The organism is Polaribacter sp. 2405UD43-2 (genome assembly GCF_058147125.1).
This window is the reverse complement of the sequence record NZ_JBYVJX010000010.1, coordinates 83,339-103,361: the sequence shown is the minus strand read 5'-3', so window position 1 is coordinate 103,361 and position 20,023 is coordinate 83,339. Positions and strand designations below refer to the sequence as shown.

The window sequence follows — 20,023 nt, the reverse complement described above, 5'->3', positions numbered from 1 at the left end:
AACAAACAGCTGTTTGTTGAGAGATTTTTATAACTTTAATCCTAATAAAAACTGTAACGGTTATTTAGGACTAGTCATTTGTTTATCTTTTATCTAATGCTTATAGCAACACCTGCAGAGAAAGTGTTGTATTCTTGTAAAGCATAACTACCAAATATTTTAAAGAAGCCCAAGCTTAATCTTGCTCCAACTGTTGTTGTAAATCCTTTAGATTCAAAATCTAAGTTTGAAGGTACTGATAAATCTTGTGTAACTTTTTGATTAGTAGCTTTGTCTGTATATTCTCCTGTAAAAGTACCTGACATTTTATAGCTAGAGCTACCGCTATTGTATCCAAAACCACCATAAATATTAATTATAGGGAAGTTTAATGATGCAATTGCTTGCATTGTAAATGCTTTTAAGTTAAATTCTGTTAAGGCATTTTTAACTTGAATTTCTCCTGTAGGTTGGTCAGCTATACCGTAATTTACATCCATAGTTGTATATGCAGCTAATAGCGATACGTGTAAAGGTGTTTTATCCATTGGTCCAAACCAATCTGTTATTTCTTTTTTAACACCAAGACCAAGCATTTTAACAGAACCATCATCTTTACCAATATTTATTTTTGGTACCATTCTTATCATTCCTTCTAGTTTCCAAGGTAGACCAATACTTAATTGAACAATAGGTGCAGGAACAGCTTTTGCAGGTAAATCGTCTAAAACTCCACCAGGAGCATCAAAAGTAGCTGTTACATCTTTACCTTTAATTTTAGTATTCACAGTCATTTTTGTTGTTTTGTTAGGACCAGCAAATGTAGAGGCTGTTGCTGAACTTGACGTTATAGTAGACCCTGAGCCTAAGACAGCTGCAACATTAAATAATTCTTTTTCGGTAGGTATTAAAGCTCCACTAAGTCCAATTGCTAAATCAAAACCAAAAGGTTTGTGAACTTTTGCAGTATGGTACCATCCATTATTCATCGCATTTATGAACCCTTCCATTCCAGGAGCAAAATATGCTTGCATTAGTTTTTTAGAATCTGCTGCATCTGCTAGTAGAATAGCTTCAAAACCATCTTGAGCTTTTACGTTAAACGTTAAGGTGAAAACACCTATAAAAATTAAAATACACTTTCTCATTATTAATTAAGTTTGGTTAATATTATTATTTGTGTAGGGTTTTAATAAAGCTAATATATAAAAAAATACACACTCCTTAACGAAGTGTGTATAAAATGGGTAAAAACCCGTATACTATGCATCAATATTTGCATACTTTGCATTGCGCTCAATAAAGTCTCTACGAGGTGGAACTTCATCTCCCATTAACATAGAAAATACTCTGTCTGCTTCTGTTGCGTTTTCAATAACAACTTTTCTTAAGGTTCTAAATTCAGGATTCATTGTAGTGTCCCAAAGTTGTTCTGCATTCATCTCTCCTAAACCTTTATATCTTTGAACCGCAACATTACCACCCAATTTTTGAGCAATTAAATCACGTTGGTTGTCATCCCAAGCGTATTCTCTTTTTTGTCCTTTTTTAACTAAATATAAAGGAGGAGTAGCAATGTAAATGTAACCTTGCTCAACCATTTCTCTCATATATCTAAAGAAGAAAGTTAATATTAAGGTAGCAATGTGAGAACCATCAACATCGGCATCACACATAATAACTACTTTATGATAACGTACTTTTGATAAATTTAAAGCTCTTGGGTCTTCTTCTGTACCAATAGTAACGCCTAAAGCTGTAAACATATTCTTGATTTCTTCATTTTCAAAAACCTTATGTTGCATCGCTTTTTCAACATTTAATATTTTTCCACGAAGTGGAAGAATGGCTTGAAAATTACGATCACGACCTTGTTTTGCGGTACCACCTGCAGAATCTCCCTCAACTAAGAAAATTTCACATTGTGCAGGATCGGTTTCAGAACAATCAGATAATTTACCAGGTAAACCACCAATACTCATTACAGTTTTACGTTGTACCATTTCTCTGGCTTTACGTGCTGCATGACGTGCTGTTGCTGCTAAAATTACTTTTTGAACAATTGTTTTGGCATCACTAGGATTTTCTTCTAGGTAATCCGTTAACATTTCTGAAACGGCTTGTGATACTGCAGAAGAAACTTCTCTATTTCCTAGTTTGGTTTTTGTTTGTCCTTCAAATTGAGGTTCTGCAACTTTAACAGAGACGATTGCAGTTAAACCTTCACGGAAATCATCACCAGCAATTTCGAATTTTACATTTTTTAATAATCCAGATTCATCTGCATATTTTTTTAAAGTGTGTGTTAAACCACGTCTAAATCCAGATAAATGTGTTCCGCCTTCATGCGTGTTAATATTGTTTACATACGAGTGTAAATTCTCTGAATAAGAAGTGTTATAAACCATAGCAACTTCTACTGGAATTCCGTTTTTTTCGCCTTCCATAGAAATTACAGTAGCTGTTAATTGCTCGCGAGTAGAATCTAAATATTTGATAAATTCTGGCAAACCTTCATCACTATGAAAAGTTTCTGTTGGAAAATTACCTTCATCATCTGTAGTTCTTTTATCAGTTAAAGTAATTGTGATTCCTTTATTTAAATACGCCAACTCACGCATACGAGTTGCTAACGTTTCGTAATTGTATTCTGTAGTTTGTGCAAAGATTGATTTGTCTGGTAAAAAAGTTACAATGGTACCTGTAAAATCTGTTTCTCCAACTGTTTTTACTGGATATAAAGTTTTACCTTTAGAGTATTCTTGTTGCCAAATTTTTCCTTCTTTATGAACGGTAGCTGTAAGGTGTTCTGATAATGCATTTACACAAGAAACACCAACGCCGTGTAAACCACCAGAAACTTTATAAGAATCTTTATCAAATTTACCACCAGCGCCAATTTTTGTCATTACAACTTGTAGTGCAGAAACGCCTTCTTTTTTGTGGATTCCTACAGGAATTCCACGACCATTATCTTTTGTAGAAATAGAATTGTCTTCGTTAATTGTTACATCTATTTGATCGCAATAACCACCCATTGCTTCATCTATAGAGTTATCTACGACTTCATATACTAAATGGTGCAAACCACGCACACCAACATCTCCAATATACATAGATGGACGCATTCTTACGTGTTCCATACCTTCTAGTGCCTGAATGCTAGAAGCATCATAATTATGTTTTTTTTCTTCGCTCATTTTATATGATTAAATTATATTTATTGATTGAAAATTGTATAAAATACAACCTACCAAATATAGATAAAAACATTACTTTTTAAAGTTTTTTGTTGATAAAAATAAAAAATGTTGATAACTATAAAACTGTCTTAAAACGGCTATAAAGTGTCTTAAATTGAATTTGAGTTCTTTTTAATTTTGTTGAATTTTAATTTTTCAATAAAGTTTCTTAATTCTTAAATTTTGATTTTTCAAAAAATGAAAAAACATCATTAAAAAGTTTTTCAGTGAAGAAAACGATATAGTTTGTGTATTTTACAGAGGTGATAAAAAATGGTAATAAAATATGATGTTTGTCACTTTTTTCAAATAAAGTTCAACATAATTTTGTGCCTAATTTAAGAATATTATTAAAATGAAAAAGTTAGAACAAGTAGGAGTAAAATTTTTGCTAATTGTTTTATTTATTTTACCACTAAGTGTAAAATCTCAAGAAAAGAAAGAACATCAACCAAAAATAAAATGGAATTTGACTGCACAACTATGGTTGCGTTATTCTGATTTAAACCAAGGTTCTTTGGTTAATGGAGAGCAGACAAAAGAGTTTACAGATGTATCTATAAGACGTTTACGAATTCCTATTTCATCACAGGTTACACCAAAATTATTTTTGTATTCGATTATTGGAGGGAACAACTATAATTTAAAAAGTAAAAGTTTTCCTTTAGAAGTTTTAGACTTATATGCAGAGTATTCTTTTTCTAAAGCTTTTGAAGTTGGATTGGGTAAATCTGGTTGGCAAGGTTTAAGTAGATGGAATGTTCGTTCTAGTAAATCATTAATGGGTTTAGATTCGCCTCTTTTTTCATTAAATACTGTTCAAAAAAATGATCATTTAGGACGTCAGTTTGGAGTTTGGTTTAAAGGTCAAGCAGGTAAATTTGATTACAGGTTAGCATTTACTAGACCTTTAGCAGTAACAAGTATTCCTAATGGTGCTGTGAATTTTGCCAACAATAAACCAAGAATTAAAACGTCGTCTTATGTAAAATATCAATTCTTTAGCCACGAGTCTAATAAATCAGCTTATCAAACAGGAACGTATGTGCAGGCAAAAAAAGTTTTTAATATTGGCGCTGGTTTTCAGATTCAAGAAAAAGCAATGAGTGATGGAAATGCTACATTAGCTGGAACTAATTTTTATGATATAAAACATTGGGCAATAGATTCATTTTTAAACTTGCCTTTACAAAATGAGGATGCAATAACAGCTTATTTAGGTTTTTACGACTTCGATTTTGGAAAAAATTACATCAGAAATGTTGGCGCAAATAATCCTACAAATGGTGGAGGTTCAGATTTTAATGGAGCTGGAGTTGCATTTCCGTTAATTGGTACTGGTACAACTTGGTATATGCAGTTTGGATATGCTTTTAAAAAGTCAGAAATTTTTAATTATCCAGTTGTTGTTCAGCCAAACCTTGCAATTCAAAACTCTAAATGGGATGCTTTAAATGATGCTATGACAGTTTATGATTTTACGGTAAATTTTTTGTTGAATGGAAAACATAGTAATAAAATAAGTTTAGGATATCAACATCGTCCAATTTTTGATGCAACAACCCTAAAACAGAAAAATTATAAAGGAATGTTTGTGTTGCAGTATCAGGTTTCGTTGAAGTAAATTAAATTTATGATATGTATTTTTTTGTTTATTAATGTATCAATAATATAAAGTTGATATTTTGAGAATCCTTTAAACCTTTTATAAAATCTTAAAAAAGAAGATTCTATCAACTTTTTTCTACATATATTTGCTACTCATATAAGAAAGATGACAAATAATAACAACAATCGTAATTTCAATAATTCTAATTTTTAGAATAGGAAGGTTGTTGTTTAGAAATATATAAAGCCTTCCAATTTTGGGAGGCTTTTTTCATATCCTGAACTTGTTTCAGGATCTTTAAAAAATAGAAAGATGAGTAAAATAATGACAGTCGACGTTTTGTCGAGTATTAAAGGAGCAAAAGAGTCAGAAACCGTAAATAAATTATTTAAGGTAATTAAAAATGCAAATACAACAAATGGTACTTCTTTTAATACTTCTAAAAATGCGGTGCCTTTAAATGATTTAAGAGAAGATGTTGTTGTAAATAGTACTCAAATAGAAAAAGATATTATCGTCGAAAACTTTCCGAAAGAAAAGAACGGTTTTTTAGTAGTTTCTAAAGTGATAGAAGAATAAAAAAAGTTATTAGTTTTTAGTTGTTAGTTAATAGCAACTGAGCTAAAAAATAATATATATGAGTAAAATCAGAGAAATCCATAATCAATTAAAAAACAAAGAAATTACTTGTTTAGAGTTGGTGCAGAAAAAACTGGATTTATTAAAATCAAATACACACAATACAGTCAATTCACTTTTAGATACTTTGGCTTTAGCATTAGCAGCAAAAGTAGATGCTAAAATTGCAAATGGAGAACAGATAGGTTTGTTAGAAGGCATTCCTTTCGGAATTAAAGATGTGTATATGCTGCAAGGAACCTATACAACTGCAAGTTCAGATTTACTGAAAAATTACAAAGCTGCTTATACAGCTACTGCCATTCAGAAATTGTTAGATGCAGGTGCAATTCCATTAGTAAAAGAAAATTGCGATAGTTTTGGACACGGTTCTTCTTCTGAAAACACCATTTTTGGAGCCGTAAAAAATGCAGTAAATCCAGAACTTGTTGGCGGAGGTTCTAGCGGAGGTTCAGCAGTAAATGTTGCCAAAGATTTTACTGTTTTTTCAATTGGTGGAGATACAGGAGGTTCTATTCGTCAGCCAGCGGGTTATAATAATGTATACGGACTGAAACCTACTTATGGTAGAGTTTCTAGATATGGTTTAATGGCATACGCATCTTCTACAGACTGTGTAGGGCCAATTGCAAAATCGATAGAAGATATAAGAATTGTTTTAAATGTAATGAGTGGTAAAGATATAAAAGATCAAACTACCTATTCATCAGAAATGATTTCTGAAGATGATATTTTTAATACCGATAAAATTAAGACTGTTGGATATTTTAAAAACTTTATAGAAAATGATGCGATTGATGCGCAAGTAAAATCAGATTTTTTAGCAGCCATCAAAAAAATAAAAGCGAAAGAAATTCAAGTAAAAGAACTTGATTTTTTCGAATCTGATACTTTAGTTTCTACATACTACACCTTAGCAATGGCAGAAACAGCTTCTAATTTATCTCGATTAGATGGTACAAATTATGGCAATAGAATTGAGGGCGATAATCTCAAAGACACCTATTCTATTACAAGGTCTGAAAATTTTTCTGAAGAAACAAAACGCAGAATTGTAGGTGGAAATCAAGTATTGTCTCAAGGTTTTTCTGATGAAATTTATTTAAAAGGATTGAATTTAAGGGATCAAATTGCTAATAATTTTGAAAAAGATTTTAAAGAAGTAGATATAATTTTATCACCAGTAACACCTAATATTCCTCCAAAAATAGGTGATAGTTTAAAAGATCCGTTAGCTATGTATTTATCTGATGCATACACAGTTGGTTTTAGTTTAGGACAATTACCAACGTTAACAATACCTAAAGGTACAAAAACAGGGTTGCAAATTACTGCTGCAAAAAGAAATGATGAACTCGTTTTGAAGTTTGCTAACTTCTTAAAAGATACGATATAATGGAATTGGAACAATTAAATGAACAGCTAAAAAAGCACGAATTAGAGTTGGTAATAGGTTTAGAAACTCACGTTCGATTAAATACAAAAACCAAGTTGTTTTGTTCTTGTGCAAATCAAGAATCTGAACAACCGAATACAAATATTTGTTCTGTTTGTACTGGGCAAATGGGCGTTTTACCATCGGTAAATAAAGAAGCAATTAAAAAAGCAATTTATTTTGGGAAAGCTGTAAAATCTACCTTTGAAAACGAAGTTACTTCTTGGGATAGAAAACATTATGAATATCCAGATAATCCTAAAAATATTCAAATAACGCAGTTTCATAACCCTATAATTCCAGACGGACAAGTATCTTGTTTTAGAAATGATGGTTCACAGTTTACTGTTAATTTAACTCAAGTTCATATTGAAGAAGATGCTGCAAAGTTGATGCACGAAAAAAAAGTTTCTTTGGTAGATTTTAATAAAGCAGGTGTTCCGTTAATTGAAATTGTTACAGAACCTTGTATTCGCCATATCGAAGATGCATCAACGTATGCACAATACATTCAAAGAATTGTACAGAACTTAAAAATTTCTGAAGCAAACCTCGAAAAAGGAGAATTTAAATCGGATGTTTCTGTATCACTTAGAAAAAAACATACTTATAATTTAAATCCTCGTACAGAAATTAAAAACTTAAATTCATTTAAGTTTATGGTGGAAGCTTTAAAAGAGGAAGTAGAAAAACAACTGAATTATTATATAGAAAACAAAGCTTTTAGACCCGATCAAACTACCGTTTTATGGGATGCAGATTTAAAGCAAACCAAAACAATGCGTAAAAAAGAATTTGAAGCAGATTATCGCTTTATTTCTGAACCAGATTTGCCTTTTGTTACTATTAAAAATGTAGTTGAAAAGATAGATGTTGATATTAGTTCGTTGCCTTTTGCTGTAGAATCTATTTTGATAAAAGGTGGTGTTTTGCCACAAGATGCAAAGTTTTTTACTGCAGACGCTTTGCGTTCTAAAACTTTTATAGAAATAAACAACGTACTTAAAGATCCTTCTTTTGTAGCAAAAACTTTGGTAAATAATATTGCTGCAGATGATTATAAAAATATTCATAATGTTAGTCAATTAATCGAGATTTTTCAATTATTTAAAGAAGATAAAATTACCTCTGTTTTAGTACAGAATGGAATTACATCTTATTTAAAAGACAGAACTTTTGATTATAATAAGTATTTTGATGACCATACCATTTCTAAAGATCAAATTAAAGAAGCTGTTGTTAAGGTAGTTACAGAAAATGAAGCTATTGCAAATGATATCAAAGCCGGAAACCAAGGTAAAGCAGGAATTTTGGTTGGTAAAGTTATTGCAATTATTGGAAAAGGAGCTTCTGGAAAAGTAATTAGAGAAGAAGTGCTAAAGCAAGTTGCTACTGATGAAGTTGGAAGTAAGAAGTTGGAAGTTGGAAGTAAAAAACCAACAACCAACAACCAACAACCAACAACTAATAAACAAACAGAAGAATTACCAGAAATTCCGATTGTAATAAAAGAAGAATATAGAACCCATAAAATTACTCAATTATCAGAAAGTTGTATTAATGAAGAAGTTACTTTAGCAGGTTGGGTAGCAAGTGTTCGTGATCATGGAGAATTGATGTTTATCGATTTAAGAGGTTCTAATAATGAGGTTTTTCAAGTGCGTTTAAGCAGAGAAACGTTTCCTAATTTAGATGAATTGGTAAAATTAAAACCAGAAACCGTAATTACTGTAAAAGGGCTTGTTGTGCAACGTAATGAAGATGATTACAATGCCAGTTTAAGAACAGGTAAAATTGAGTTAGAAACTTCTGAATTAGAAATTTTAAACCTTTCAAAAACGCTTCCTTTTGAAATTAAAAGAGCCACAAAATCAAACGAAAATGTTCGTTTTCAGTACAAATTTTTAGACCATAGAAATGATGAGGTTCGTAGAGCAATTGTAAACAGACACAAAGTCATTAAATTATTACGTGATATTTTAGACGAAGAAGAATTCTTAGAAATTGAAACCCCAATTTTAACTGCAGGTACAGATGAAGGTGCAAGAGAATTTATTGTTCCAACAAGAAAACAAGCAGGTTCTTTTTACACCTTACCACAAGCTCCACAACAGTTTAAACAAATGTTGATGGTAAGTGGTTATGAAAAGTATTTCCAAATAGCACGTTGTTTTAGAGATGAAGATTCTCGAGGAGATCGTCAACCAGAATTTACACAATTAGATTTAGAAATGGCGTATGCAAGTATGCAGCAAATTATAGATTTAAACATAAAAATGTTTAATGAAGTTGTTAAAAGAATTTATGGTAAAAAATGGATTTTGCATCCTTTTGTAACCATAACTTACAAAGAAGCAATGGATAAATATGGTTGTGACAGACCCGATTTACGTTTTGGCTTGCAAATGCAAGATATTACAGATATTGTTAAGGAAACTACGTTTCAGGTTTTTAGCAAACCAATTGAAGAAGGTGGTATTGTAAAATGCATCAAAGTTTCTGCAAAAGAGCAAGGAAACAAAAGAATGTCTAAAGGCCAAATAGAAAATTTAACAGCCATTGCTCAACAAAATGGTTTGGGTGGTTTGGCGTATATTATTGTTAATGAAAACGATTTGCAATCGCCAATTATTAAATTTTTAGGTGAAGAAATAGCTGCAAATATTATAAAAGCAACAGAAGCTCAAATTGGTGATATTGTATTTTTCTCAGCAGCAGATTATGCAACTGCAAACAAGGCTTTGGATGCTGTACGTCAAGAAATGGGGCGCATTTTAAAATTGATTAATCCAAAAGAATTAAGGCCCGCTTGGGTAGTAGATTTTCCAATGTTCGAAAAAACTGACGAGGGTAGATGGACATTTACACACAATCCTTTTTCAATGCCAGCAGTGTATGATTTAGAAAAGCATATGGCTGGAAATGATGATGAAATAGGAACGATTATCGCTCAACAATATGACTTAATCTTAAATGGCTATGAAATTGGTGGAGGTTCTGTACGTGCGCACAAAGCAGAGATTTTAGAAGCAACCTATAAAAATATGGGTTATACTAAAGATGAAATGCTAAAAAGTGTAGGTACTATGTACAAGGCTTTTCAATACGGAGCACCACCTCATGGAGGAATTGCTTGGGGAATAGATCGTTTAATGATGATTTTAGAAAAGAAAGTTTCTATTAGAGAAGTAATGGCTTTCCCTAAAACAGGAACTTCTGAAGATTTATTGTTTAATGCGCCATCAATTTTATCAGATAAAAAAGTAGAAGAGATGAACGTAAAAATTATGAGATAAATAATTTAGATAAAATTTGTGTAATCAAAAATCTATCTTATTTTTGTTCCATCAATGAAGAATATTTTAAAAAATACTTGGTGGTGGAACTCTCTTAATTATTAAGTGAGAAGAACCAATATGTATATAACATAACAAAAAAGGCTTATCTCACGATAAGCCTTTTTTTATTTAAAAGTCCATCTTAATCTTCCCAAAGGGAAGAAATTAGAAACGAAATATAATTATGAGTAAGAATAAACATAAAGTTGAGCCACAAGAGTTTTCCCCTTTAGGGGGAATTAAAGGAGGCTTGCGTTTCAAAACAATTCATAAAACAAAAATTGCAGATACAATTACACCTGTTGGTTTGTATTTACGTTTTAGAGATAAATATGCAAATACTTTACTGTTAGAAAGTTCAGATTATCATAGTAAAGAAGAAAGTTTTTCTTTTATTGCCATTGATCCTGTAGTTTCTATTAAAGCAGAAAATCATCATTTAAGTTTTTCTCATAGAGGAGCTGTTTTAGAGAGTAAAGAAATAGGAAGAAATTTTAATACCATTTTCGAAGATTATAGCGGTAAAATTGCTTTAGATTGTCCTACCGAATTAAAATCTTTTAACGGTTTATATGGTTATACAACGTACGATTCTGTACAATATTTTGAAAATATTGAGTTAAATGTAAATGAAGCTCCGTCTGCAATTCCTTTAATGCAATATAGTTTTTATCGATTTATCATTGCTATTAACCATTTTAATGATGAAATGATGTTGATAGAAAATATCGAAGAAGGAACAGCATCTCGTATCAAAGAAATTCAAACAATTATAGATGCACAAGCATTTAACACACAAAAATTTGAAATTGCTGGTGATGAAACCTCTAATATAAAAGGCGAAGAATTTATAGAATATGTTAAAAAAGCAAAATCACACTGTAAAAGAGGAGATGTTTTTCAGTTGGTGTTGTCGCGCCAATTTCAACAAAAATTTAAAGGCGATGAATTTAATGTGTATAGAGCATTACGCTCCATCAATCCATCACCATATTTGTTCTTTTTTGATTATGGTTCTTTTAAGTTGATGGGGTCTTCACCAGAAGCACAGATAAAAATATCGTCAGGTAAAGCAACCATTAATCCAATTGCAGGTACTTTTAGAAGAACAGGAGATATGGCAAAAGACATTCTGTTAGGTAAAAAATTAGCTGCCGATAAAAAGGAAACTGCAGAACACGTAATGTTGGTAGATTTAGCGAGAAACGATTTAAGTAAACACGCAGATAAAGTAGAAGTAGAGGTTTTTAAAGAAGTACAATATTTTAGTCACGTAATTCATTTGGTATCTACGGTTTCAGGTCAATTAAAAGGAAATCCGATAGAAATTGTGGGAGATACTTTTCCGGCAGGAACGTTAAGTGGAGCACCAAAATACAAAGCAATGCAATTGATTGATAAGTACGAAAATCAATCTCGCGGATTTTATGGAGGCGCAGTTGGAATTATAGGATTAGATGGTTCCGTAAATTTAGCCATTGCAATTCGTTCTTTTGTTAGTAAAAATAATGTATTGTATTATCAAGCAGGAGCAGGAATTGTTATTCATTCAGATGAAGAAAAAGAATTACAAGAAGTAAATAATAAGCTAGCAGCGTTAAAAAAAGCGTTGCTATTGGCAGAAAATATATAATTGGATATTAGCTTTTCGCTTTTAGCTATTTGCTAAAAGCCAAGAGCCAAGAGCTAAAAGCTTTAAATATGAACATATTAATATTAGATAATTACGATTCTTTTACCTATAACTTGGTACATATGGTAGAGAAAATTACAGGAAAATTTCCAGCGGTTTTTAGAAATGATGAAATTAGCATAACAGATGTAGGGAATTACGATATGATTATGTTATCTCCAGGGCCAGGAATACCTGATGAAGCTGGTATTTTAAAAGAGGTAATTAAAACCTATGCAGGGATAAAACCAATATTTGGTGTTTGCTTAGGTTTACAGGCAATTACAGAAGTTTTTGGAGGAACAATCATCAACTTAGAAGATGTTTTTCACGGAGTTGCCACAGAAATGAGAGTTATAGATAAAAATGCTACTATTTTTAAGGATGTTCCAGAAACATTTTTAGCAGCTCGTTATCATTCTTGGGCAGCAACAGATCAAGGTTTTCCAGAAGAAATTACAGTTACCGCAAGAGATGAAGATGGTTTAATCCAGGCAATAGAGCATAAAATATTTCCAATTTCTGCGGTTCAGTTTCACCCAGAGTCAATTTTAACAGAAGTTGGAGAGCAGTTGGTTAGGAATTTTATTAATAGTGTAAAAAAGTAATCAAGTTAAAAGTTTATAAAGTTTTAAGTGAGCATACTTTTAAACTTTGTCACTTTTAAACTTTAAGAACTTTATTTAAATGAAACAAATTTTAAACAAACTATACAATCACGAAAGACTGTCTGAATTAGAAGCAAAAGCAATTTTAATAGACATTGCAGCAGAAAAGTACAATGATGCACATTTAGCTTCTTTTATGACGGTTTTTATGATGAGACCAATTACTGCTAATGAACTTTCTGGTTTTAGAAAAGCGTTAAAAGAATTGGCTATAAAAGTAGATTTTTCTGAGTATAATACCATTGATATTGTTGGTACAGGCGGAGATGGAAAAGATACCTTTAACATTTCTACTTTAACATCTTTTGTTGTTGCCGGAACTGGACAAAAAGTAGCAAAACACGGTAATTATTCTGTGTCATCTCAATCTGGTTCTTCAGATATGTTAGAAAGTTTTGGGTATCAATTTACAAATGATGAAAATGTTTTAAAAGAACATTTAGAAAAAGCAAATATTTGTTTTTTACACGCTCCAAAGTTTCATCCAGCAATGAAAGCTGTTGTACCAACAAGAAAAGCGTTGGCGTTAAAAACGTTTTTTAATATGTTAGGACCTTTGGTAAACCCAAGTTCGCCACAAAATCAATTATTAGGGACTTTTAATTTAGAAATTGCTCGTTTGTACAATTATATTTTACAGGAAGAAGATATTAGTTACGGAATTGTGCACGCCTTAGATGGTTATGATGAAATCTCTTTAACAAGTGGATTTAAGCTATTTACTAAAAATGGAGAGCAAATTATAACACCAAAAGATATAGGGCAAAAAAGATTACAACAATCAGAAATTTTTGGAGGACAATCTGTTGCTGATGCTGCAAAGATTTTTAAAACAATTATAGAAGGTAAAGGTACAGAAGCACAAAATAATGTGGTACTAACAAATGCCGCTTTTGCATTGACAATTGTTGATGATAAAAAGTCTTTTGAAAGCGCCTTTGAAGAAGCCAAAGATTCGCTTTTTGGATTAAAAGCTAAAGAAACATTAGAGAAATTAGTTAGTATTTAAGATGACAAAAAAGAAGAACAATATAATTCTAATTATTCCTGCATTTTTATTGATGGGTATGGCAGTTGGAATTCAAACGAAAGAGCTTTTTAAGCATACAGTTGTAGGCTTAATAGTTGGAGTTATTGTTTTTGTTTTTTTAAAATATAGAAATAAAAGAATTGGTAATTAACAATTACGAATTTATAATTACGAGTGATGAAAAAGCATAACATAATACAAATTAAAAGCTATAATTTTGCAGTTCGAATTGTAAAATTATACAAACATTTATCACAAGAAAAGAATGAATTTGTATTAAGTAAACAATTATTACGTTCAGGGACTTCAATTGGTGCAAATGTTGAAGAAGCTATTGGAGGACAAAGTAGAAAAGACTTTTTTGCAAAACTAACAATTGCATATAAAGAAGCACGTGAATCTCATTATTGGATTCGCTTATTAAAAGATACCGATTTTTTATCTGAAAAAGAATCAGAATATTTAATTATAGATATAGAAGAAATTTTAAAAATTATTGGAAGTATCCAAAAGACAATTCGCAATTCATAATTAAAAATTTGTAATTATAATAATGACAATACTTGACAAAATAATAGCATTTAAAAAGAAGGAAATTGCTAAAATAAAAACAGAAGTTCCTGTTAAGAAATTAGTTGAAAGTCCAAGTTTTGGAAGAACCACTTTTTCATTAAAAAAATCGTTGTTAGAAGTTGGTTCTACAGGAATTATTGCAGAATTTAAACGTCAATCTCCATCTAAAGGAATTATTAATGACAAAGCAACAGTTGCTGAGGTAACAAAAGGATATTTAGATGCAAATGTTGCTGCACAATCTATTTTAACAGATACTTCTTTTTTTGGTGGTACAATGGCAGACTTAATGAAGGCAAGAGTCATTAATCAACAAAAACCTATTTTAAGAAAGGATTTTGTTGTTGATGGATTTCAAATTGTTGAGGCTAAAGCAATTGGTGCAGATGTAATTTTATTAATTGCTTCTTGTTTAACCGCTACAGAATTAAAAAATTACGGAAACCTTGCAACAGATTTAGGTTTAGAGGTTTTATACGAAGTTCATACGCAAGAAGATTTAGATAAAATTAATGATTTAGATAACAAGATTATTGGAATTAATAATAGAAATTTAAAAACTTTTGAGGTTGATTTAGAGCATTCTATTAAATTGTCAAATCAGATTCCTGATACTTGTTTAAAAATTTCTGAAAGCGGAATTTCTGATCCCAAAATTATTACAGGCTTAAAAGAATTTGGATTTAATGGATTCTTAATTGGGGAAAACTTTATGAAAACCGAAAATCCAGGAGAAGCTTGTCAAGAATTTATCAATCAAATACATTAAAAAGACTCCTCTAACTCCTCCAAAAGGAGGAGAACTCTCACTCTTATGGAAATAGAAATGAATAAAAAACAACAACATAATGTAAATCCAGTTTTTTCCCCTTTGGGGGAAAGGGGGCTTAAGATTTGCGGAATGAAATACATAGAAAATATCCAACAAGTTGCAGTTTTGCAACCTGATTATTTGGGTTTTATTTTCTATGAAAAATCAAAAAGAAACTTTGAAGGAATTATTCCAGAACTTCCAAAATCAATAAAGAAAACAGGTGTTTTTGTAAACGAGTATATAGAAATTGTGATTTCTTTAGTTGAAGAATATCGGTTAGATGCAATTCAATTACACGGAGATGAAACAGTTGAATATGTAACTGAATTAAAAAATAAATTAGCAGAAAGAAGAGTATTATTTATTGAAGAAAATAAACAGATTAAAAAAGCAAAAAACAAACACACTATAACAGATTTTCCAGTTGAAATTATAAAAGTTTTCGGAATTAAAGACGAGTTCAATTTTGATGTTTTAAAGCCTTATGAAGAAGTCGTAGATTATTTTTTATTCGACACTAAAGGAAAAGAAAGAGGTGGAAATGGAACTAAATTCGATTGGTCTGTTTTAGAAAAATATCCTTCAAAAAAACCTTTCTTTTTAAGTGGCGGAATTGGTTTAGAACAAGTCGAAGAATTATTATCATTCCTGCGAAGGCAGGAATCTAAACTTTGTTACGTCGTTGATGTAAATAGTAAATTTGAAAGCAAACCAGGATTAAAGAAAATAGAAGAATTAAAGAAATTTAAAAAAGACCTCAAAGGTTTTTAAAACCTTTGAGGTCTCGAAAACACAGATATATGAAATCAAAATTTCATCCAGACAAAAACGGATATTATGGGCAATTTGGAGGAGCATTTATTCCTGAGTTGTTGTATCCAAATGTGAAAGAATTAGAAGATAATTACATTCAAATTATTGAATCTGATGAGTTTCAGCAAGAATACAAAGCCTTATTAAAAGATTATGTGGGTCGTCCAAGTCCACTATATTTAGCAAAACGTTTGTCAGAAAAATATGACGCTTTTATTTATTTGAAAAGAGAAGATTTAAATCATACAGGAGCGCATAAAGTAAACAATACTATTGGACAAATTTTAGTAGCTAAGAAGTTAGGAAAAACAAAAATTATTGCAGAAACAGGAGCAGGACAGCATGGAGTTGCAACGGCTACAGTGTGTGCTTTAATGGGGTTAGATTGTACTGTTTTTATGGGAGAAAAAGATATTGAGCGTCAGGCACCAAATGTTGCTCGTATGAAAATGTTAGGTGCAAAAGTGGTGCCTGCTTTAAGTGGCAGTAGAACGCTAAAAGATGCTACAAATGAAGCCATAAGATATTGGATTCAGCATCCAGAAACGTTTTATTTAATTGGTTCTGTGGTAGGTCCTCACCCATATCCAGATATGGTTGCACGTTTACAAGCTGTAATTTCTGAAGAAATAAAATGGCAATTAAAGGAGAAAACAGGAAAAGAAAACCCAGATACAATCATTGCTTGTGTTGGTGGAGGTTCTAATGCTGCTGGTGCTTTTTATCATTATATGGATGATAAAGAAGTAGAATTAATTGCTGTAGAGGCTGCTGGTTTGGGTGTAAATTCTGGTGAAAGTGCTGCCACTTCACAATTAGGTGAAGTAGGAATTATTCATGGAAGTAAAACTATTTTAATGCAAGATGAATATGGGCAAATTGTTGAGCCATATTCAATTTCTGCGGGTTTGGATTACCCAGGAGTTGGTCCTTTACATGCTTATTTATTCGATTCTAAAAGAGCCAAGTTTATGAATGCAACTGATAAGGAAGCATTAAACGCTGCTTATGAATTGACAAAAATTGAAGGAATTATTCCAGCATTGGAAAGCGCTCACGCTTTGGCGGTTTTACCAAAAATAAATTTTAAGAAAGACCAGGTTGTGGTGGTAAATTTATCTGGTAGAGGAGATAAAGATTTAGAAACATATATCAAACATTTAGAAGATTAATTTAGCCATAAATTGTCACCTTGAGCGCAGTTGAAAGGTCTAGGCAATTTTAACTTGTTCTCGACTGCGCTCGAACTGACATTAAAAAAAGAATAATGAACTCAATTCAAGAATTATTTCAAAAAAAAGATAAAAACTTATTATCCATTTATTTTACTTGTGGGTATCCAGAATTAGAGGATACAACAAAAGTAATTTCGGCATTAGAAAAAAGCAATGTTGATTTTATAGAAGTGGGTTTGCCGTATTCAGACCCGTTAGCAGATGGACCAACCATACAAGATAGTAGCCAAAAAGCATTAGAAAACGGAATCAATTTGGATATTGTTTTTGAGCAATTAATGATGATCAAAGAAACTAATAAAACTCCTTTGGTTTTAATGGGATACCTAAATCAAATGTTAAAATATGGGGAAGATAAATTCTGTAAAAAAGTGGTTGAGTGTGGAATTGATACTTTAATTCTTCCTGATTTGCCTATGATAGAATTTGAAAATCATTATCAACAATTATTTGAAAAATATAAATTAACAAATGTGTTTTTAATAACGCCACATACTTCAGAAGAAAGAATTAGAAAAATAGATTCTTATACAAAAGCATTTATTTATGTAGTTGCATCTGCATCTATTACAGGAGCAAAAGGCGATATTTCTAACACTCAAGTTGCTTATTTTAAAAGAATAAAAGCAATGAATTTAAAAAGTAAATTAATTATTGGTTTTGGTATTTCTGATAAACAAACTTTTAATACAGCTTGTAAATATGCGAATGGAACCATTATAGGTTCTGCATTTATAAAGAATTTAGGTAAAAATGGAGTTGATAAAATTGATGATTTTATAAAACCTATTATTTCTTAAAAAAAAAGCCGAAACTTGTTAGGTTTCGGCTTTTTTTAATTTGTAAGTATATTAATTTACGCTTAATAGTTTAATCTCAAAAACTAAAACTGCTCCAGCAGGAATTTTGCAACTTGCTCTATTTCCATAACCTAAATTAGAAGGAATTAATAAAATACCCTCACCACCTTCTTTAAAAAGTTGAATGCCTTCTGTCCAACCAGAAATCACTTGATTAAGTCTAGTTGTATAGCCATTATCGTTTTTATCAAAAATACTACCGTCTAAAAGATATCCTTTATAAGCTACTGTAACATTAGAACTGCTACCAGCAGGTTTACTCCCAGTTCCTTCTTTAGTAACTACATAATATAAACCAGAACTGGTTTTCTGAGCATTTAAATTATTAGCTGCAATATATTTATTAATATCTATTTCTGTTTGAGGTGCAAAACTTTTGCAATCATTGTCATTTCCTAAACAAGAAGTCAATAAAAAGATACTCATTAAAAATATAGATAAATAAGATTTCATTTTTATAATTTTTTAAATTATTGGCGAATATACCTTGATTATTTTAATAAACCTTTTCACCATTTAAATAAGTTGATACAACTTTTGTTTTTGGAATTTTGTTTCCATCAACAGTCATAATATCTTGGTTTAAGATTACAAAATCGGCAAATTTACCAACTTCAATAGATCCTTTTTCATTTTCTTCAAAATTAGAATAGGCAGCCCAGATTGTCATCCCTTTTAAGGTTTCTTCTCTGGTTAATGCATTCTCCATTTGAAATCCGTTTTTAGGAAAATTATTAATATCTTTTCTAATTGTTGCTGCGTAAAAAGTTAAAAACGGATTGACTTGCTCTACTGGAAAATCGGTTCCTAAAGCAATTTTGCCATATTTATTTAGTAAATTTTTATACGCATAAGCGCCTTTAATTCTTTCAGAACCAACTCTGTCTTTTGCCCAATACATATCTGAAGTTGCGTGTGTAGGTTGTACAGAAGGCAAAATATTATCAAAATTTTTAAAATCTTTAGGAGATATTATTTGCGCGTGTTCAATTCGCCAACGTCTATTTTGTTTTCCTTTTAAAACATCTTTATAGGTTTTTAACAACCAAGTATTTGCAGAATCTCCTATTGCATGGGTGTTCATTTGGTATTCTGATGCTGCAATTTGTTTTGCAATTTTTTGATACTTTTCTGGTGAATAAATTAACGCTCCAAAATGATTTTTTCTATCAGAATAAGACTTACGCATTGCAGCTCCTCTAGAACCCAAAGCACCATCTCCATAAATTTTAAAAGAACGGATATTTAATTTATCGGTTTTGTAAATTCCTTTTTTAATATAATAATCTATTTGTTGTTGTTTATTACCAGAAATCATCGCATAAACACGTATTTTTAAGCTTTTAGTTTGATGTAAACTATCTATTAATTCGATAGTTTTTTTATCTAAACCAGCATCATCAACAGTTGTTAATCCGTAAGAGAAAGATATTTTTTGAGCATCTAATAAACCTTGTATTTGTTCTTTTTTTGATGGCGAAGGAATTTTAATAAAATTCATTGCAGCATCAATTAAAACTCCAGTCATTTTACCATTTTTAACAATAATTTCTCCTCCAGAAACTTTTCTGTCTTTCGTTAATCCTGATAAATCTATTGCAGCCTGATTGACTAATAAAGCGTGACCATCTACTCTGCGAACTGCAACAGGAATTTTAGGAAATAATTTGTCTAATTTTTCTTTTGTAGGGAATTCTTTTACCTCCCAATCATTTTGATCCCAACCACGACCAGTAATATAAGTTGCGTTCTTTTCTTTTTGAAAAGTAACTAATTTCTGTAAGACTTCTTCATAACTTTTTGTGCCATTTAAATCTACTTTTTGTTGTTGCATTCCTAAACCATAAAAATGACAGTGGGCATCAATTAAACCAGGAAGAATAGTTTTGTTTTTTGCATCAATAATAGTTTCTGATTCATATTTTTTTTGAATATCTTCTGTAGCACCAACAGCAATAAATTTTCCTTTTTTAATGGCAAAAGCTTCTGCTTTTTCAAAACTATTATTTACAGTATAGGTGTTAGAATTGATAACAATTGTATCAACTTTTTCTTTCTGACAAGCAATTATCAACAAGAAAAAAATTGAAAGTAGAACTAATTTTTTCATCAACTT

General features: G+C 30.9%; 17 protein-coding genes. 13 read left to right on the top strand and 4 right to left on the bottom strand.

Annotated elements, in window-relative coordinates:
• Positions 1-89 precede the first annotated feature (89 nt).
• Together ACY2RX_RS12825 and gyrB are read right to left on the bottom strand one after the other, a co-directional pair.
• Complete coding sequence (locus ACY2RX_RS12825; protein WP_490104374.1) at positions 90-1,127, bottom strand: DUF6588 family protein; 1,038 nt, start codon at positions 1,125-1,127, stop codon at positions 90-92.
• 114 nt (positions 1,128-1,241) lie between these two features.
• Positions 1,242-3,179, bottom strand: coding sequence for a DNA topoisomerase (ATP-hydrolyzing) subunit B (gene gyrB / locus ACY2RX_RS12820; RefSeq protein ID WP_490104373.1), 1,938 nt, complete (start codon positions 3,177-3,179; stop codon positions 1,242-1,244).
• A 397-nt stretch (positions 3,180-3,576) separates the two neighbouring features.
• Here gyrB and ACY2RX_RS12815 point away from each other — a divergent pair, with 397 nt between their 5' ends.
• The 13 genes from ACY2RX_RS12815 (at position 3,577) to trpA (ending at position 17,847) form a co-directional block, all read left to right on the top strand.
• Entirely contained in the window at positions 3,577-4,845 is a 1,269-nt protein-coding gene (locus tag ACY2RX_RS12815; protein WP_490104372.1) for a porin, read from the top strand.
• A 309-nt stretch (positions 4,846-5,154) separates the two neighbouring features.
• Entirely contained in the window at positions 5,155-5,409 is a 255-nt protein-coding gene (locus ACY2RX_RS12810) for a hypothetical protein (protein ID WP_490104371.1), read from the top strand.
• Positions 5,410-5,467: 58 nt separating this feature from the next.
• On the top strand, positions 5,468-6,865 hold the full coding sequence (locus ACY2RX_RS12805) for an amidase family protein (RefSeq protein WP_490104370.1): 1,398 nt from the start codon (positions 5,468-5,470) through the stop codon (positions 6,863-6,865).
• Positions 6,865-10,200 carry a bifunctional amidotransferase subunit GatB/aspartate--tRNA ligase AspS gene (gene gatB/aspS / locus ACY2RX_RS12800; RefSeq protein WP_490104369.1) on the top strand — a complete coding sequence of 1,112 codons (3,336 nt, stop codon included), beginning with the start codon at positions 6,865-6,867 and terminating at the stop codon, positions 10,198-10,200. The genes ACY2RX_RS12805 and gatB/aspS overlap by 1 nt, the downstream gene beginning before the upstream one ends.
• A gap of 226 nt (positions 10,201-10,426) precedes the next feature.
• The gene (locus ACY2RX_RS12795; protein WP_490104368.1) at positions 10,427-11,875 is read left to right on the top strand and encodes an anthranilate synthase component I family protein; all 1,449 of its coding nucleotides are present in this window, start codon (positions 10,427-10,429) and stop codon (positions 11,873-11,875) included.
• 68 nt (positions 11,876-11,943) lie between these two features.
• Positions 11,944-12,522 (top strand): anthranilate synthase component II, encoded by a 579-nt coding sequence (locus tag ACY2RX_RS12790; RefSeq protein WP_490104367.1) that lies wholly within the window; start codon positions 11,944-11,946, stop codon positions 12,520-12,522.
• 79 nt (positions 12,523-12,601) lie between these two features.
• Positions 12,602-13,591, top strand: coding sequence for an anthranilate phosphoribosyltransferase (gene trpD, locus ACY2RX_RS12785; RefSeq protein WP_490104366.1), 990 nt, complete (start codon positions 12,602-12,604; stop codon positions 13,589-13,591).
• Position 13,592: 1 nt separating this feature from the next.
• Positions 13,593-13,763: a hypothetical protein gene (locus ACY2RX_RS12780; RefSeq protein WP_490104365.1), complete on the top strand. Its 171-nt coding sequence runs from the start codon at positions 13,593-13,595 to the stop codon at positions 13,761-13,763.
• Positions 13,764-13,789: 26 nt separating this feature from the next.
• Positions 13,790-14,143, top strand: a complete 354-nt coding sequence (locus ACY2RX_RS12775) for a four helix bundle protein (protein ID WP_490104364.1) — start codon at positions 13,790-13,792, stop codon at positions 14,141-14,143.
• Between the two features lie 22 nt (positions 14,144-14,165).
• Entirely contained in the window at positions 14,166-14,954 is a 789-nt protein-coding gene (trpC, locus tag ACY2RX_RS12770; RefSeq protein WP_490104363.1) for an indole-3-glycerol phosphate synthase TrpC, read from the top strand.
• 57 nt (positions 14,955-15,011) lie between these two features.
• Positions 15,012-15,770 carry a phosphoribosylanthranilate isomerase gene (locus ACY2RX_RS12765; RefSeq protein ID WP_490104362.1) on the top strand — a complete coding sequence of 253 codons (759 nt, stop codon included), beginning with the start codon at positions 15,012-15,014 and terminating at the stop codon, positions 15,768-15,770.
• Positions 15,771-15,799: 29 nt separating this feature from the next.
• Positions 15,800-16,984, top strand: coding sequence for a tryptophan synthase subunit beta (gene trpB, locus ACY2RX_RS12760; RefSeq protein ID WP_490104361.1), 1,185 nt, complete (start codon positions 15,800-15,802; stop codon positions 16,982-16,984).
• A gap of 95 nt (positions 16,985-17,079) precedes the next feature.
• Positions 17,080-17,847, top strand: coding sequence for a tryptophan synthase subunit alpha (gene trpA, locus ACY2RX_RS12755; RefSeq protein WP_490104360.1), 768 nt, complete (start codon positions 17,080-17,082; stop codon positions 17,845-17,847).
• A gap of 51 nt (positions 17,848-17,898) precedes the next feature.
• Here trpA and ACY2RX_RS12750 read toward each other — a convergent pair whose 3' ends face one another.
• Both ACY2RX_RS12750 and ACY2RX_RS12745 read right to left on the bottom strand, forming a co-directional pair.
• Entirely contained in the window at positions 17,899-18,360 is a 462-nt protein-coding gene (locus ACY2RX_RS12750) for an FKBP-type peptidyl-prolyl cis-trans isomerase (protein ID WP_490104359.1), read from the bottom strand.
• A gap of 43 nt (positions 18,361-18,403) precedes the next feature.
• Positions 18,404-20,017: an amidohydrolase gene (locus ACY2RX_RS12745; RefSeq protein ID WP_490104358.1), complete on the bottom strand. Its 1,614-nt coding sequence runs from the start codon at positions 20,015-20,017 to the stop codon at positions 18,404-18,406.
• Between the last annotated feature and the right edge of the window lie 6 nt (positions 20,018-20,023).